Here is a 14,648-nt window from a genome sequence, read left to right as displayed (position 1 = left end):
GGAGGGGTGTGCTCCGGCCGCGACGTGGCAGGAGAGGATCGAGCGGAGTCATCGCGTCCGGAGACGGACAGGTCACGCCGCCCGCCGCGCCCGCCCACGTCCCCGGAGTACCAGCTTGTCCACCCAGACCGCATCCGCCGCGGAAAGCACCGCCCCCGCCGTCCTGCCCCGCCGCTGGGGCGCTGCCCTGCGGCGTACACCGGTCTCGCTGTGGAACGACGACGTCACCGACTGGGCCGCCGCCCTGACGTACTACGCCATCCTCGCCCTGCTCCCGGCGCTCCTGGTCACGGTCTCCGTGATCGGACTGGCCAACCCCGACGCGACCGGCGCCCTGATCGCCGACATCACCGCGTTCGCGCCGGCCGAGTCCGGCGAGGCGCTGCGCAGGCCGTTGGAGGCGGCGACCGAACAGCGCTCCGCCGTCTGGCTGCTCGTCGCCACCGGGTCCGTGAGCGCCGTGTGGTCCGCGTGCAGCTACCTCGCGGTCTTCCGCCGGGCGATGCACGCCATGCACGGCGTCCGGGACACGCGCCCGCCCCTGCGGCAGGCGCACGTCATCGTCGTCTCCGCGATCGGCCTGCTCCTCCTGCTGATGACCAGCGCCTTCGCCATCGTCATGACCGGTCCGTTGGCCCGCTGGCTGGGCCGCCGCATCGGCCTGCCGCACGAGGGGGAGACCCTGTGGACGGCGCTGAAATGGCCGCTGCTGGTCTTTCTCGTGGCCTGTCTGATCATGGTCCTCTTCAGTACCGGGCCCCGCTCCGCGCGTGGTGTCCGCCGGGGCCTGCCCGGTGGGATCCTCGCCGCGTTCTGCTGGCTCACCGCGTCGGCGCTGTTCGCTCTCTACGCGACCCAGGTCGGCAGCTACAGCAGGCTGTACGGGTCGCTCGCCGGGCTCGTCGTCTTCCTCATCTGGGTCTGGTTCGCCAACCTCTCGCTGCTGGCCGGCGCCCAGTTCAACGTGGAGCTGCGGCGGCCCGAGCCGGAGCGGGAGGCCGGCGCCCACGACGGGGAGCCCGTCACGGCCGAAGAACGATCCTGACCGGGTCGCCCTCCTTGGTCTCCACCCGACGCACGGCCGCCACCGCGTCCTCCAGGGGCAGGATGTCGGTGATCGACCGGGAGAAGTCCAGCCGGCCGCCCTCGGTGAGCCGGACGAGCTGCGTCACATGGTGTCCCTCCGAGCCGTAGTGGCCCAGGATGCGGTGCTGGAGGTAGCTGAACAGGGTGGGGCGGGCGACGGTCAGCGGCTGGTCGGTCAACCCCACCAGCACCAGCCGTCCCTTCGGGGCCAGTGTGGTCAGCGCCTGTTCGCGGGCCGCGGGGACCCCGGCGAAGTCGAACGCCGCGTCCAGGCCCACGCCGCCCGTCGCCCCGAGCACCTTCTCGCGGAACAGCGGATCGGCGGGGTCCAGCGCCAGGTCGGCCCCGAACTCCAGGGCCCGCCGCCGGGCCGCCGGAGCGGGGTCCACCGCGACGACCGGATGTGCGCCCACCGCCCGCAGCACCTGCACGGCGTGCGCGCCGAGCCCGCCCGCGCCCCAGACGCCCACGGCCTCCGCCGCCCGGACGTCGCCGGTGGCGGTCACCGCCGCCCAGGGCGTCGAGACCGCGTCCGGGATGATCGCGGCCTGCTCGAAGGGGAGGGCGTCGGGCAGGGCGACGAGGGTCGACGCGGTGGCGAGGGCGTACTCCGCCCAGCCGCCGTCGTAGTCGACGCCACGGGTGTGCGTCCGGCCCCGGCGCTGCTCGCCCGCCTGGAGCACCACCCTCGTGCCGGGCGGCCAGCCGGTGACGTCCGGACCCGGCTCCGCCACGGTCCCGGCCACCTCGTGGCCCAGGGTGACGGTGTCCCCCTCCAGGTACAGCGGGCTCAGCGTGCCGTCGACGAGGTGCACGTCGGAGAGGCAGACCCCCGCCGCCTCGACCTTCACCAGCACCTCGCCGGGACCGGGCACGGGCCTGTCCACCTCCTCCACGGCGAGGGTGCGGCTGGGCAGGTGCAGACGCGCTGCGCGCATGCGTTCCATGACGGGTCCTTACGGTTCGGATCGGCGGCCTATCGCAAGTCGCCTTGCTTTGCAACGTAGACCCGGCCTGCCGGTAAAGCAAGTAGCCTTGCGATACGGTGCGGAGGTGACCACCGAGAAGAGCCCCGCCCCCCTGCGCCGCCGAGGCGAACGCATGCGGCAGGCCGTCCTGGCGGCCACCGTCGACCTGCTCGCGTCGGAAGGACTCACCGGCACCACGGTCGCCGCGGTGGCCAGGGCGGCGGGGGTACACGAGACCTCCGTGTACCGGCGGTGGAAGACCCGGGAGAGCCTGCTGCTGGACGCCCTCGGCTCGCACGCCGACGAGGCGCTGCCCGAGCCCGACACGGGGGACGTGCGCCAGGACCTGATCCAGCTGATGTCGGCGGTCTCGGACTATCTCGCCTCGCCCCAGGGCGCGGCCCTGCTCCACCTCGGCGCCTCCCCCGACGCGGGGTCCGTCGAGGCGGAACGCCTGCCGTACTGGGACGCCCGGCTGGAGCGGGGCGAGGACATCGTGCGGCGCGGTGTCGAGCGCGGCGAACTGGCCCCGGACACCGACGCCCGGCTGGTGGCGGAGACCCTGGCGGGACCGTTGTTCGCCCGGGTCCTGCTCACCGGGGCGCCGCTGGACAGGGGGCTCGCGCGCCGGATCGTGGACCTGACGCTCGACGGGGCGCGCCCCCGCGAGGGGCCCGCCGCCCCCGGCTGACGCCCCCGTGAGGCGTTGCGGACCCGGCCCCGCGCCCGGGTGGCGCCGTGACGCCTCGAGGCTGCCGGGTCAGCGCTTGTCGCGGTATCCGGCGACGATCGGCATCGTCTCGCGCAGCACCCGTACGCCGTCGTTGACCGCGTCACCCAGTCGGTGGCCCTTCCATGTCTCCGTCGCGCTGGAGAACCGGCTGATCCGCCGGCAGTGGTCCCCGCACGCGGAGCGGTACGCCATGATCGTGTAGTGATTGCCGTCCTCGGTGATCCAGCCGGTGTTGTACGGACGGTTGTGGCTCACGCTCATCGAACCGTCCGTGTTGCCCGCCAGTGTCGTGCGGTCGTGGGCGAGGCCCAGATTGTGGCCGATCTCGTGGCTCGCCGAATCCAGGCGGATGCCGTCGACCTCGACGACCGCGTAGGCGTACTCGTCCGTGGAGCCGTCGAGCACGGGCGTGTAGTCCGCCGTGCCGCCACCCCGCTCCTCCCGGTCCACGACGAGCGTGACCAGATCGGCGCCGTACCGCGCCCGCTGCTCGTGCACCTGGCGTCCGAGCCCCACCGAGTGGTCCTTGAGGATGGCGTGCGCGGCGCGGAACTCCTCCGGGCCCTCGTAACCCTTCGCCCTGTAGGGGTGGACGACCCGGATGACTCCGCACAGCCCGCCCGCCGCCAGGGACCGGTTCATCCGCGTCGCGATCTCCTGAGCCGACGAGGCAACCCGATGTTCGCCGCCGGCCCGTTTCGCCGCCTTGGGAGTGAAGACGGCCAGCACGTCGACCACGGGACACGCCGCAGCCCTCGCCGCTCCGGCCGCCGGACGTGTCGCGGCCACGGTCGTGGCCGGGGCGTCCGCCGAGGCCGCACAGAGCGATGCGCCGACGCCGACGGCCAGGGCTGCCTTCAAAAGGGTCGCGCGCATGGGGAGTTGACTCCGTCCGGAAGGGGGTCGGCCGGGGGCGCCGCCCGATGACTGAGGGTCTCTCCTTTCTAACACTCCGTGACGACGGTCGCCCGTCGTGCCCGAAACCGGTTGACGGCCGTTTGTTCCCTGGCTGGAGGGGTGTGGCAGCGAGGGGGTGGGCAGGTACATGCGTGCGAACTCGTACGAATGGAACGGCAGTCGGCGGCAGAGGAGCGTGTGTGACGTGACGGAGCAGAGCGAATGGCGGTTCTCCGACGACCGGGGTCAGCGGTCGACGGCACCCCGGCCGCCCGGGCGGGTGCTGGCCTACGTCCAGGCCGGCGCCACCCTGTGGGACCTCGGAATCCGGCCGGTGGGGATCTTCGGCTCCGACCACGACGGACCTGACCCCGACACGGCGAAGACCGGGACCCTGCCGGTGGGCGAGGTCGCGTACGTCGGTGCGGGAGCGACCCTGGACGTCGAACGGCTGCTGAGCACCGGACCGGACCTCGTGGTGGCCGTCAGCTACGGCGGCGGCCATGTCTACGGGCTGACCCCCGAGACGGCCAAGCCCCTGGAGGAGAGGGTTCCGGTGGTCGTCCTCGACGTCAGCCAGGCCCGTACGTTCGATGAGATCGGCGGGCGGTTCGCCGAACTGGCCCGCTCGCTCGGCGCCACGCCCCGGCCGGACGCCGACCGGGACCTGGACGCCGCCCGGGAGCGGCTGCGCTCCGTGGTCGCCGTCACATCCGCGAAAGCGCCGCGGGTGCTCGCCCTCTCCCCGGCCGGTCCGGACCAGGCGCATGTCGCGCGCCCCAGGATGTGGCCCGAGCTGCGCGTGCTCACCGAACTGGGCGTCCAGGTCGTGGAGCCGGCCGAGGGTCCGGGGGCCAACTGGTCCACGCAGAGCCGCTCCGACACCTTCGCGCTGCGTCCCGAGGTGATCCTGACGGACATCCGCGCCCACGCGGCCCCGCTGGAGGAGCTGCGGGGGAGTGAGGGCGTGTCGACGCCCGTCGTCCCGTGGAACCCCGAGCCCCTCTACGGGCCCCGCGACCACGCCCGGTTCCTGGGCCTGGTCGCGGACGCCCTGGAGGCGGCGCGGGCCGGCTGAGCCGGAGCGCTGCCACCGGGCGGCGGATGCGGGTGCGGATACAGGGTGCGGATACAGGGCGTGGTTACGGGGCGTGGTTACGGGGCGGGGGCAAGGCCGTCGGCGGCCCGACCGGTCAGTACGGCCTGTTCCGCGTCACCGGCGAGAGGCCGGCCGAGCTGGAGAGCTTCGCGTCCGCGGCCGCCAAGCCCTCGTTCCTGCGGGAGGACCTGCGGGTCCAGGTCCAGGCCGCCGACCAACGGGTGGCGCTCCGAGGTCCGCCGAGTTTCCAAAAAAAATTCTGCAAAAATACTTTGGGAAAGTGTCTCTTCCGTTCTACGCTGAGGTCATGGACAGCGAAGACGGTGCTCGCGTACTCGATCCGGCGCAGGACGGGGCCGCCCTGAAGGCCCTCACCCACCCCCTGCGCCTCACCCTGCTCGGACTGCTGCGTCAGCACGGCCCGGCCACCGCCAGCGAGCTCGCGGCCAGGACGGGGGAGTCCTCGGCCTCCACCAGCTACCACCTGCGGGTGCTCGCCAAGTACGCGTTCGTCACCGAGGCCGAGCACCGCGACAGCCGGGAGCGGCGCTGGAAGTCCGTGCACGAGATCACCTCGGTGAGCAACGAGGCGATGTACCGCAGCCCCGGCGGCAGCACGATCCTCAGTGTTCTGCGCCGTCGGCAGGTCGAGCACCTGCAGCAGTCGCTGGACCGTCACGAGGCGGACCTGGAGAGCGGCAGGCTGGGACGGGAATGGCAGGAGCCGTCGACCCTCGACGACCGGATATCCCGGCTGACCCCCGAGTCGCTCGCCGAGTTGTGGGAGGCGGTCCAGGCGAAGACGGACGAACTGACTGCCCGCGACGCCGGGAACCCCCGCGCCGAGCAGGTCGTCCTGTTCACCGCTGGGCTGCCGCTCGCCCCGGACCCGGTGGCTGGTCAGGAACACGCGGACGCCCCCGCCGGACCTGATGCCCCGGACTCCGGAGCCTCGGACGCACCCGCTGCCGGTGACGCCTCATGAGCGGCGGGCCGGTCGTCGCCGCCCCCGCCCCGGGGCGCGGCCCGGACGAGGCGACCGCGCGCCGTCGGTTCGCCACGGTCTCCTTCCTCTTCTGGTTCCCCATCGGCATGTCCATCGCGACAGGGGTGCTCCTCTTCACCGAACGGGGCATGGGCCTCGCGGCCATCGCCGGCTTCTACGCCGTGCACTCCCTCACGGCCGCCGCGATGGAACTGCCCACCGGCGGCCTCTCCGACGTCATCGGGCGGCGCCCCGTCCTGGCCATCGCCGGGCTCCTCAACCTGGCCGCCTTCACCCTTGTCGGCCTCGGCGCGGCGGGCTGGGCCATCGCTCTCGGCATGGGGTTGATGGGCCTGGCCCGCGCCCTGTCCAGCGGACCCGCCGAGGCCTGGTACGTCGACACCGTCCACGCCCACGCGGGACCCGACGCCGATCTGCGTACGGGGCTGGCGCGCGGCGGCTCCGCCACCTCGGCCGCCCTCGCGCTCGGCACCCTGCTCGGCGGCGGGCTGCCCTGGCTGCTCGGCCTCGTCCCCGGCCTGGCGGAGTGGTTGGCCGACGCGACCGGCGGGCTCGTGATCCCGCTCTCCGTGCCCGCCCTGCTCGGCGCGCTGGTCGAAGTCGTCTTCGTGCTCTACGTGCTGAGCGCCCTGACCGAACCGACCCGGCCCCGGGCGGGTGTGCGAGGGGTCGTGGGCGGGGTGCCCGCCGCCATCGCGGCCGGGCTCCGGCTCGGCGCCCGGGACGCCCTGATCCGGCGCATCCTGCTGACCGCGAGCGCCGCGGGCGCCGCGCTCGCGGCCATGGAACTGCTCACCCCGGGCCGGGCCGCCGCGCTTATGGGGACGGCCGAATCCGGAGCCCTGGTCTTCGCTGGGCTCGCCTGCGCCGGATTCCTCTGCTCCGCCCTGGGCAGCCAACTCGCTCCGCTCGTCGCCCGGTTCGCGGGCAGTAGTGAGCGCGCGGTGCTCGTGAGCCTCGGGCTGGTGACGTTCGGGCTGACCCTGCTCGGCCTCACCGCGCACTCGATGAGCCCCCTCGCCACGGCGACTGCCGTCACCGGCTACGGGCTGGTCTATCTGGGTCTCGGAGCCGCGGGCCCCAATGAGAACGACCTGCTGCACCGCCGGGTCGACGCCTCGGGCCGGGCCACCGCCCTCTCCGTCCAGTCGCTCTCCCTGCAACTGGTCGCCGCCGGCGCCGGACTGGCCGCCGGCACCCTGCCGCCGGGCCCGTTGCCCTGGCTGCTGGCCGCCACGGCCGTGCTGGCCGGAGCCCTCCTCTGGCTCCGCCGGGCCGCCCCCGCGAAGCCGCTCCTCCGGTCGGACCAGCGCGGCCATGGCGAGCTTCCCCCGGAGAACACGACCCCTTCGACGCCGTCCACCGCTCCGGCGAGCGGCGGAACCGCCGGACAACTCCCCGACACGGAAACCCAGGAGACCCGCCCCCATGCCCGACCGCTTTGATCCGCTGGTCATCGGCGAATGCGTCGCCGACATCGTCCGGCTGCCGGAAAAGCCCGACCGGGTCCACCCGGGCGGCAGCCCCGCGAACGTCGCGTACGGCCTGGCCCGGCTCGGCCACGACACCACCCTCCTCACCCAGTTGGGGCCGGACGCCCACGGGCGGCTCATCCGGGACCATCTGGCCGCCGCCGGGGTCGAGGTCCGTACCGACGGCGCGATCGGCCCCACCCCGTCGGCGGCCGTCACCCTCGACGACCACGGGCACGCCACGTACGCCTTCGAGGTGGGCTGGACCCTGGGTCCGGTGGTGCTCGACCGGATGCCGGGGCATGTGCACACCGGTTCGATCGCGGCCGTCGCCGAGCCCGGGGCCGCGACGGTCCTGGCCGCCGTGGAGTCGCTGCGGGCCGGCGCCACCGTCAGCTACGACCCCAACGTGCGGCCCGAGTTGATGGGCGAGCGCGCCCGGGCGGTGGCCCGCGTCGAGCGCTGCGTCGCGCTGAGCGACGTGGTGAAGGCCAGCGACGAGGACCTGCGGTGGCTGTACACGGCGGAGCGGCCGGAGCAGGTGGCCGAGCGGTGGATCGCCGCCGGCCCCGCCCTCGTCCTCGTCACCCGGGGCGGGGCGGGCGCGTCCGCCCTGTTCGCCGGCGGCCGGGCCGACGCCGAAGCACGGCCGGTCGACGTCGTCGACACCGTCGGCGCGGGCGACGCGTTCATGTCGGGGACGCTCCACGCCCTCGCCGCGCACGGCCTCCTCGGCCCCGGCGCCCGCGACCGGCTGCACGCCGTGGACCGGGGCACCGTCACCGACGTCCTGCGCCACGCGGTCGCCTCCGCCGCCGTGACCGTCTCCCGGGCCGGGGCCAACCCGCCCGGCGCGGACGAGCTCCAGGAGGCGCTCGCCAACAGCTGACGCCGCGTCATGACCCGTTCGGCGCAGTCGAACGCATCCTCGTGAGACGTTCCGCCGTTCGTCAACCGGATGCAGTACGACAACGGGATCGGGGCGACGGGTGGCGAGGCGACGGGTGGCCGACAGCGGTACGGAGCCGGGGAAGCAGGCGGCTGTCTTAGGGGCCGGGGCGCGCACGGCGGTGCTGGAGAGCGTGGCGGGATGGGTGCCGGGCGAGCCGGTCGGCAACGACCTGCTCCCCGCGGACTGGGACGTCGACGACGCCTGGGTCCGCCGCCGCACCGGCATCGGCAGCCGGCACCGCGCCGGACCGGGCGTCGCCACCGGGGACCTCGCCTACGAGGCGGCCTCCCGGCTGCTGGCCCGTGCCCCGGCGGCGGCCGAGGTGGACGCGGTGGTCCTCGCCACCGCCACCCCCGACCACCTCTGTCCGGGCACGGCCCCCGCGCTGGCGGCCCGGCTGGGGCTCGGCACCGTACCGGCGCTGGACATCGCTGCCGTGTGCAGCGGCTTCGTCTACGGGCTCGCCGTCTGCCACGGGCTGGTCGCCTCGGGCCTCTACAGGCGCATCCTGCTGGTCGGCGCCGACGTCTACTCGACCTGGCTCGACCCGGCCGACCGCTCGGCGGGCGTCGTCTTCGGCGACGGGGCGGGCGCCGCCCTGGTGGCGGCCGGGCGCCTGGGCGACCCCGGGGAACTGCTCGCGTTCGACCTGGGCAGCGACGGCACGGGCTACGACCTGATCACCGTCCCCGGCGGCGGGGCCCGCGCACGGGCGAGCGGGAAGCCGCCGGCCCCGGACGACGGGTTCTTCCGCATGCAGGGCGGCACCGTCTACCAGCACGCCGTCGAGCGGATGACCGGCTCCTGCCGGACGCTCCTGGACCGGGTCGGCTGGGACCCGGCCGAGGTCGACCGCTTCGTGCCGCACCAGGCCAACGCCCGGATCCTGCACGCCGTCGCGGAGCGGGTCGGCATCGCGCCGCAGCGCTGCGTCACCCATGTGGAGCGGGTCGGCAACACGGGCGCCGCCTCCATCCCGCTGGCCCTGGCCGACGCGGCGGGCCGAGGCCGCCTCCGCTCCGGCGACCGGGTGCTGCTCACCGCCTTCGGGGGCGGACTGACCTGGGGTTCGGCGGCACTCCGCTGGCCGGGGACCCCGGGGACCATTTCCACGGATTCTACGGAAGGAACACAGCATGTCGCTCCCCGCTGATCAGGGCACCGAGGCCGGAGCCGGCACCGCCATCGCGGTGACGGGAGTCGGCCTGGTGACACCCGCAGGGGCGGACGAGCACAGCTTCTGGAAGAGGCTGTGCTCCGGGCACTCCACCGCCCGGCGGTGCGAGGAACTGGCCGGTCTGCCGGTCGACTTCGCCTGCCCGGTCGACGGCATCGACCTGGACGCGGCAGTGGGCGGCCGGTCGGTGTGGCGGATGGCCCGGTTCGTGAAGCTGGCACTGGTGGCCGCCCGGCAGGCCGTCGCCGACGCCGGCCTCGACCCGGCACGGTGGGACGGCAGCCGGGTCGGGGTGGTCCTCGGCGTCGGCGTCGGCGGTGTCTCCGTCCTGGTGGACAACGCGGCCAAGCTGGCGGCCTCGGGCCCGGAGGCGGTCTCCCCGCTGCTCGTACCGATGATGATCCCCAACGCGGCGGCGGGCGAGGTCGCCATCGCGCTGAAGGCGGGCGGCCCCAGCCTCGCCCCCGCCACCGCCTGCGCCTCCGGGGCCACCGCCCTCGCCGTCGCCCGAGACCTGCTGCTCGGCGGCAGCTGCGACGTGGTGGTGGCGGGCGGCGCGGAGTCGGTGCTGACCCCGCTGGTGGTCACCGCCTTCGCCCGGATGGGCGCGCTCTCCACCCGCACCGACGACCCGGCCGGCGCGTCCCGCCCGTTCGCAGCCGACCGGGACGGCTTCGTCATCGGCGAGGGCGCCGCCATGCTCGTCCTGGAGCGCGAGACGGGAGCCCGCGCCCGGGGTGGCCGCCCGCGTGCCCTGCTCACCGGGGCCGGGTCCAGCACGGACGCCCACCACCCCACCGCCCCGGCCCCCGACGGGTACGGCGCCCAGCGGGCGGTCCAGGCGGCGCTGGACCAGGCCGGCTGGGCCCCGTCCGACGTCGACCACATCAACGCCCACGGCACCTCCACACCCCTCAACGACGCCATGGAGACCACTCTCATCTCCCGGCTCTTCCCGCACCGCCCGTCGGTGACCGCGCCCAAGGGGGTCGTCGGGCACACCCTGGCGGCGGCGGGCGCGATCGAGGCGGTGGCCACCGTCCTGACGCTGGAACATGCCGCCATCCCGCCGATCGCCAACCTCGACGCGCTCCCCGACGCATTCCCGCTCGACTGCGTGACGAAGGAGCCCCGTCAGCAGCGGGTCGAGACGGCCGTGAGCCACTCCTTCGGCTTCGGCGGCCACAATGTCGCCCTCGCGTTCCAACGCGCGTGATCCATAGGGGCATTTCGGGACGGCGGGGGTGTCCTCGCCGTTCCGTGATCGTTACTTTGTTGTGACCGTAATCATGAACGACGCGGCCTCGCCGTCCACGAACGACCTGCTCACCGCGGTGCTTTTCGGACCGAACTTCCGTCAGGAGCACGGGTTCTGGCGCCGACTGCTCACAACGGAGCCGTTTCGCCGTCCTGGTGGAGGCACCCCCGACGAACGACTCGCTCTCTCCTACCACCGGCTGCGGATCCTCAACAACGCCCTCGACAGCGGCGCGAGACTGGCCGCCGACCCCCGGGCGCTGGCCGCCCTGCACGAGTGGCTCGGCCCCGTCGACCCGGCGCTGACCACCGTGGCGGGCGTCCACTACAACCTCTTCCTCGGCAGCCTCCTCGACCACGACGCGGGAACACTCCGCGACTTGTCGGACTTCCTCGCCCTGCGCCGCGTGGGCACCTTCCTCTGTACGGAGGTGACGCACGGCAACGACGCGGCGGCCATCGAGACGACCGCGACGTACGACCGGGAACGCGACGGCTTCGTGCTGCACACCCCGCACGCCGGGGCGCAGAAGTTCATGCCCAACACCAGCCCCGCCGGAGGACCCAAGTCCGGTGTGGTCGCGGCCCGGCTGCTCGTCGACGGCGCCGACCACGGGGTCTTCCTCTTCCTCGTCCCGCTCACCGACGCCCATCGCACCCTCCCCGGTGTCCGGGTGCGGCGGCTGCCCGCCCGGATGGGTTCCCCGGTCGACCACTGCCTGACCTCTTTCGACCGCCGTTTCGTGGCGCGCGACGCGCTGCTCGCCGGACAGCAGGGACGGATCGACGACGACGGGCACTTCCGCAGCGAAGTCCCCAACCGCAGAAGGCGGTTCCTCGTCTCCATCGGCCGGGTCACCCCCGGAAAGCTCTCCATGAGCGCCTGCGCGGTCGGCGCCGCCCGGGTCACCCTGGCCATCGCCGTCCGGTACGCCGGCCACCGGATGATCTCCGGACCCCGCGCCGCGCGGCGGATCCCGGTGTACGCGCACCGCACCCATCACGGGCCGCTGGCCGGAGCGATGGCGACCGTCTACGCGATGAGCCTGCTCCACCGTAGGGCCCTGGACCGCTGGGAGTCGGCGCCGGAAACCGACCGGGACGAGGCGGAGCGCCTGGTGGCCGTCGCCAAGGGATGGATCACCTGGCAGGCACGCGCCGTCATCGTCGAGTGCCGCGAACGGTGCGGTGCCCAGGGACTCCTGGAGAACAACGGCATGACCGAGCTGCTCACCGGCATCGAGGGCGTGATCACCGCCGAGGGCGACAACCTCGCCGTGCACGCCAAGGCCGCCGCCGAGATGCTGTTCGGTGCCACCGCCCCGGAACCGGCCCCGGGCGGCCCCGGTGATACGGACGACCCCGCCTTCCTCGGCAGGCTGTTCGCGGCGCTGGAGGACCTCTGGTTCGCCCGCGCCCGCGAGCGGATGGCCGCCGCCCCGCCCGGCGACCCGCTCGGCCGCTGGAACGCCGCCTCGTCGGCCGCGCTGCGCGGCGTCGAGGCCCACGCCTACCGGCAGGCGGACGAAGCGTACGCCGAGGCCGTCGCCTCCCTGCCCGAGGGCGCGGCGCGCGAACGGCTGTCCGAGCTGCGCAGGCTCTTCGCGCTCCGGTGGATCGCCCGCAACAGCGGCGCCCTGCTCGCGTCCGGACGGCTGACCGCCGATCAGGTCACTTCGCTGCCCGACGCGGTGGAGGACGCGGTCGCCGTCGTGGCCGAACACACGCCCGCCCTGGTGGAGTCCTTCGCGCTCCCCGAGCGGCTGATGTCGGACTGGCCGATCGCCGGACCCGGCTACGCGGATGTGTACGACGACCCCGAGGGGCCCTGGCACCGGGGTCGCAGGGCGGGAATCCGGGGCCGCGCGGCGGAGTTCCGGCGGCCCGTCTGCGGCAGCAGGCGGCGCCCGCTGCGCGAGAAGGTGGCGGCGCTCGGCACTCGCGGGGTCCTGCTGGCGTACTGGGGAACCGCCTCCATGCTCTCCCGATGGTTCGAGAAGTCGCAGGTGAGCGTAGACGAATCGGTTCGCCCGAAGGCGTAACCGGAAGATCGTCATCCCGTTACATCGGGCGGCGGGCCGTCGTGTTCACGCACCCGCCGCGCGGGACGAAGCCAAGCCGATGAGACGCCGATGAGAGGAACCACCATGAAGACCATCCACCCCAAGATCACCGAGGTGCTGACCGCGACGTTCAAGGTGCCCGCCGCCGAGATCCTGCCGGAGTCCACGATGGACAGCCTGGAGATGGACTCCCTCGCGGTCGCCGAGTTCGCCGTCGTCATCAAGGAGACCCTGGGCGTCGACGCGGACTCGGAGAAGCTGTACAAGGACGCCACGCTGGCCGACATCTCCGCGTACATCGACGCGGCCGTCGGCAGCGCGGCGGCCGAAACCACGGTGCCGGTGAGCAACACCCGATGAAGCGACCCGCCATCGCCGTCACCGGGCTGGGGATGATCACCCCGGTCGGCCACACCACCGACACCACCTGGGACGGAGTCCGCGCAGGCGTGTCGCCCGCCCGCACCGTCCCCGAACTGCTGGGCTGCGAAGTCGACTTCGCCTGTACGGTCACCGGCATCGACCTCGACGACGCGGTCGGCGGCCGGACCGCGTTCCGGATGGGCCGGTACGTCAAGTTCGCCCTCCTGGCCGCCCGGGAGGCGGTCGCCGACGCCGGGCTCGACCCCGAGCGCTGGGACGGCGCCCGGGTCGCCGTCGTCGTCGGCACGAGCAGCGGAGGATCCGCCGGACTCACCGAGCAGGCTGTGGCCCTGGAGCGGCGGGGCCCCGGGGCCACCTCACCCTCGGGCATCCTGCTGACCATCCCGAGCATGCCCGCGGCCGAGATCGCCATCCGGATGAGGGCGACCGGCCCCAGCCTGGCCCCGTGCACGGCCTGTTCGTCCGGGGTGACCGCGCTGTCGGTGGCCCGGGACATGCTGACGCTGGGCCAGTGCGACATCGCCATCGCCGGGGCCACCGAGTCGATCGTGTTCCCGGTCGCCATGACGGGCTTCGCCCGCTCCGGCGCGGCAGCGCTGCGGGACGGCGACCCCGCCCGTCTCTGCCGGCCCTTCGCGGCGGACCGGGCCGGCATCGTCATGGGCGAGGGCGCGGCCATCATGGTCCTGGAGCGGGCGGCGGACGCCCGTGCGAGAGGAGCCGTTCCCCGGGCGCTGATCGCGGGCGCGGGCGCCACCACCGACGCCCATCACCCCACCAGCCCCCACCCCTCCGGGGAGGTCGCGGGGGCGGCGGTCGACGCCGCGCTGCGCGACGCGGGCTGGCACGCCGAGGACGTCGACCACGTCAACGCGCACGGGACGTCGACCCCCCTCAACGACGCCACCGAGGCCGCCCTCATCCGCCGGTCCTATCCGCACCGGCCGCCCGTCACCGCCCCCAAGGGCGTGCTGGGCCACTGCATGGGGGCGGCCGGCGCCATCGAAGCGGGCCTGACGATCCTCACGCTCCAGCACGGAGTGGTTCCCCCGATCGCGAACCTGGACGCCCCCGAGCCCGGGTTCGACATCGACTGCGTCACCAAGGCTCCGCGCGAGGTGCCCGTACGGCGGGCCGTCAGCCACTCCTTCGGCTTCGGCGGGCAGAACGCGGTGATCGCCCTCCAGGCTCCGTAACCCAGCTCCGCGACCCGCGGGTTCCGTAAGCCCGGGACTGATCGACCTCGGGGCTGATCGACCCCAGGGCGGACTTCACCGGGCCGGTGCGGCGGGTCGATCCCGCGCCGCACCGGCCCCGCGCACACCCGCCCGCCGCACCGCCTCCGACCTGCCCGAAGACGCGTGACAGCCTGCCGCCGGGCTCGACGGGCCCCTCGGCGGGGCTCCTGCCGCGCCGCTGTGCGCGGACGGCGCCGGACAGCCCGCCGGGGGGGGCCCCGGCCCCCGGGCCCCCCCCCGCCCCGGGCCGGGGGGGGGGGGGGGGGGGCCCGGCGGGGGGGGGGCGGGGCGGGGGGGGCCCCGGCCCGCCACCCCC

Annotated in this window: 13 protein-coding genes; 11 read left to right on the top strand and 2 right to left on the bottom strand. The window is 74.2% G+C overall.

What is annotated here, in order from left to right:
• The first annotated feature begins 115 nt into the window (after window positions 1-115).
• The gene (locus tag ACH4KB_RS32775) at window positions 116-1,045 is read left to right on the top strand and encodes a YihY/virulence factor BrkB family protein (RefSeq protein ID WP_398069859.1); all 930 of its coding nucleotides are present in this window, start codon (window positions 116-118) and stop codon (window positions 1,043-1,045) included.
• Here the strand turns inward: ACH4KB_RS32775 and ACH4KB_RS32770 are convergent.
• The gene (locus ACH4KB_RS32770) at window positions 1,023-2,033 is read right to left on the bottom strand and encodes a zinc-binding dehydrogenase (protein ID WP_398069857.1); all 1,011 of its coding nucleotides are present in this window, start codon (window positions 2,031-2,033) and stop codon (window positions 1,023-1,025) included. The two genes, ACH4KB_RS32775 and ACH4KB_RS32770, sit on opposite strands and share 23 nt — an antisense overlap.
• Window positions 2,034-2,139: 106 nt before the next feature.
• Between ACH4KB_RS32770 and ACH4KB_RS32765 the strand changes: the two genes are divergently transcribed.
• Entirely contained in the window at window positions 2,140-2,745 is a 606-nt protein-coding gene (locus ACH4KB_RS32765; RefSeq protein ID WP_398069855.1) for a TetR-like C-terminal domain-containing protein, read from the top strand.
• Between the two features lie 69 nt (window positions 2,746-2,814).
• Here ACH4KB_RS32765 and ACH4KB_RS32760 read toward each other — a convergent pair whose 3' ends face one another.
• A complete protein-coding gene (locus ACH4KB_RS32760; protein ID WP_398069853.1) occupies window positions 2,815-3,663 on the bottom strand; it encodes a M12 family metallo-peptidase in 849 nt (282 codons plus the stop codon).
• Between the two features lie 226 nt (window positions 3,664-3,889).
• On the opposite strand from ACH4KB_RS32760, the gene ACH4KB_RS32755 reads away from it, so the two are divergent.
• From ACH4KB_RS32755 to ACH4KB_RS32715, 9 genes are all read left to right on the top strand, one after another.
• The gene (locus ACH4KB_RS32755) at window positions 3,890-4,762 is read left to right on the top strand and encodes an ABC transporter substrate-binding protein (RefSeq protein ID WP_398069852.1); all 873 of its coding nucleotides are present in this window, start codon (window positions 3,890-3,892) and stop codon (window positions 4,760-4,762) included.
• Between the two features lie 328 nt (window positions 4,763-5,090).
• A complete protein-coding gene (locus tag ACH4KB_RS32750; protein WP_398069850.1) occupies window positions 5,091-5,768 on the top strand; it encodes a helix-turn-helix domain-containing protein in 678 nt (225 codons plus the stop codon).
• The gene (locus ACH4KB_RS32745; protein WP_398069848.1) at window positions 5,765-7,234 is read left to right on the top strand and encodes an MFS transporter; all 1,470 of its coding nucleotides are present in this window, start codon (window positions 5,765-5,767) and stop codon (window positions 7,232-7,234) included. Before ACH4KB_RS32750 ends, ACH4KB_RS32745 begins: the two co-directional genes overlap by 4 nt.
• Window positions 7,218-8,150 carry a carbohydrate kinase gene (locus ACH4KB_RS32740; RefSeq protein WP_398069847.1) on the top strand — a complete coding sequence of 311 codons (933 nt, stop codon included), beginning with the start codon at window positions 7,218-7,220 and terminating at the stop codon, window positions 8,148-8,150. The genes ACH4KB_RS32745 and ACH4KB_RS32740 overlap by 17 nt, the downstream gene beginning before the upstream one ends.
• Before the next feature lie 115 nt (window positions 8,151-8,265).
• Complete coding sequence (locus ACH4KB_RS32735) at window positions 8,266-9,366, top strand: beta-ketoacyl-ACP synthase 3 (RefSeq protein WP_398069971.1); 1,101 nt, start codon at window positions 8,266-8,268, stop codon at window positions 9,364-9,366.
• Complete coding sequence (locus ACH4KB_RS32730) at window positions 9,350-10,606, top strand: beta-ketoacyl-[acyl-carrier-protein] synthase family protein (protein ID WP_398069845.1); 1,257 nt, start codon at window positions 9,350-9,352, stop codon at window positions 10,604-10,606. Before ACH4KB_RS32735 ends, ACH4KB_RS32730 begins: the two co-directional genes overlap by 17 nt.
• A 73-nt stretch (window positions 10,607-10,679) precedes the next feature.
• The gene (locus tag ACH4KB_RS32725) at window positions 10,680-12,689 is read left to right on the top strand and encodes an acyl-CoA dehydrogenase (RefSeq protein WP_398069969.1); all 2,010 of its coding nucleotides are present in this window, start codon (window positions 10,680-10,682) and stop codon (window positions 12,687-12,689) included.
• 105 nt (window positions 12,690-12,794) lie between these two features.
• Window positions 12,795-13,070, top strand: coding sequence for an acyl carrier protein (locus ACH4KB_RS32720; protein ID WP_398069843.1), 276 nt, complete (start codon window positions 12,795-12,797; stop codon window positions 13,068-13,070).
• The gene (locus tag ACH4KB_RS32715; protein ID WP_398069841.1) at window positions 13,067-14,290 is read left to right on the top strand and encodes a beta-ketoacyl-[acyl-carrier-protein] synthase family protein; all 1,224 of its coding nucleotides are present in this window, start codon (window positions 13,067-13,069) and stop codon (window positions 14,288-14,290) included. Before ACH4KB_RS32720 ends, ACH4KB_RS32715 begins: the two co-directional genes overlap by 4 nt.
• Window positions 14,291-14,648: the final 358 nt, after the last annotated feature.

This window comes from Streptomyces sp. NPDC017520, from assembly GCF_044329855.1.
GTDB lineage: Bacteria > Actinomycetota > Actinomycetes > Streptomycetales > Streptomycetaceae > Streptomyces.
This window is presented reverse-complemented; position numbering and strand designations above follow the sequence as displayed.

Excerpts from the sequence above, each read along its gene's own strand:
- ACH4KB_RS32730 (WP_398069845.1), top strand. The coding sequence starts at position 9,350 with ATGTCGCTCCCCGCTGATCAGGGCACCGAGGCCGGAGCCGGCACCGCC.
- ACH4KB_RS32720 (WP_398069843.1), top strand. The coding sequence starts at position 12,795 with ATGAAGACCATCCACCCCAAGATCACCGAGGTGCTGACCGCGACGTTC.
- ACH4KB_RS32760 (WP_398069853.1), bottom strand. The coding sequence starts at position 3,663 with ATGCGCGCGACCCTTTTGAAGGCAGCCCTGGCCGTCGGCGTCGGCGCA.
- ACH4KB_RS32740 (WP_398069847.1), top strand. The coding sequence starts at position 7,218 with ATGCCCGACCGCTTTGATCCGCTGGTCATCGGCGAATGCGTCGCCGAC.
- ACH4KB_RS32725 (WP_398069969.1), top strand. The coding sequence starts at position 10,680 with ATGAACGACGCGGCCTCGCCGTCCACGAACGACCTGCTCACCGCGGTG.
- ACH4KB_RS32770 (WP_398069857.1), bottom strand. The coding sequence starts at position 2,033 with ATGGAACGCATGCGCGCAGCGCGTCTGCACCTGCCCAGCCGCACCCTC.
- ACH4KB_RS32745 (WP_398069848.1), top strand. The coding sequence starts at position 5,765 with ATGAGCGGCGGGCCGGTCGTCGCCGCCCCCGCCCCGGGGCGCGGCCCG.
- ACH4KB_RS32750 (WP_398069850.1), top strand. The coding sequence starts at position 5,091 with ATGGACAGCGAAGACGGTGCTCGCGTACTCGATCCGGCGCAGGACGGG.
- ACH4KB_RS32715 (WP_398069841.1), top strand. The coding sequence starts at position 13,067 with ATGAAGCGACCCGCCATCGCCGTCACCGGGCTGGGGATGATCACCCCG.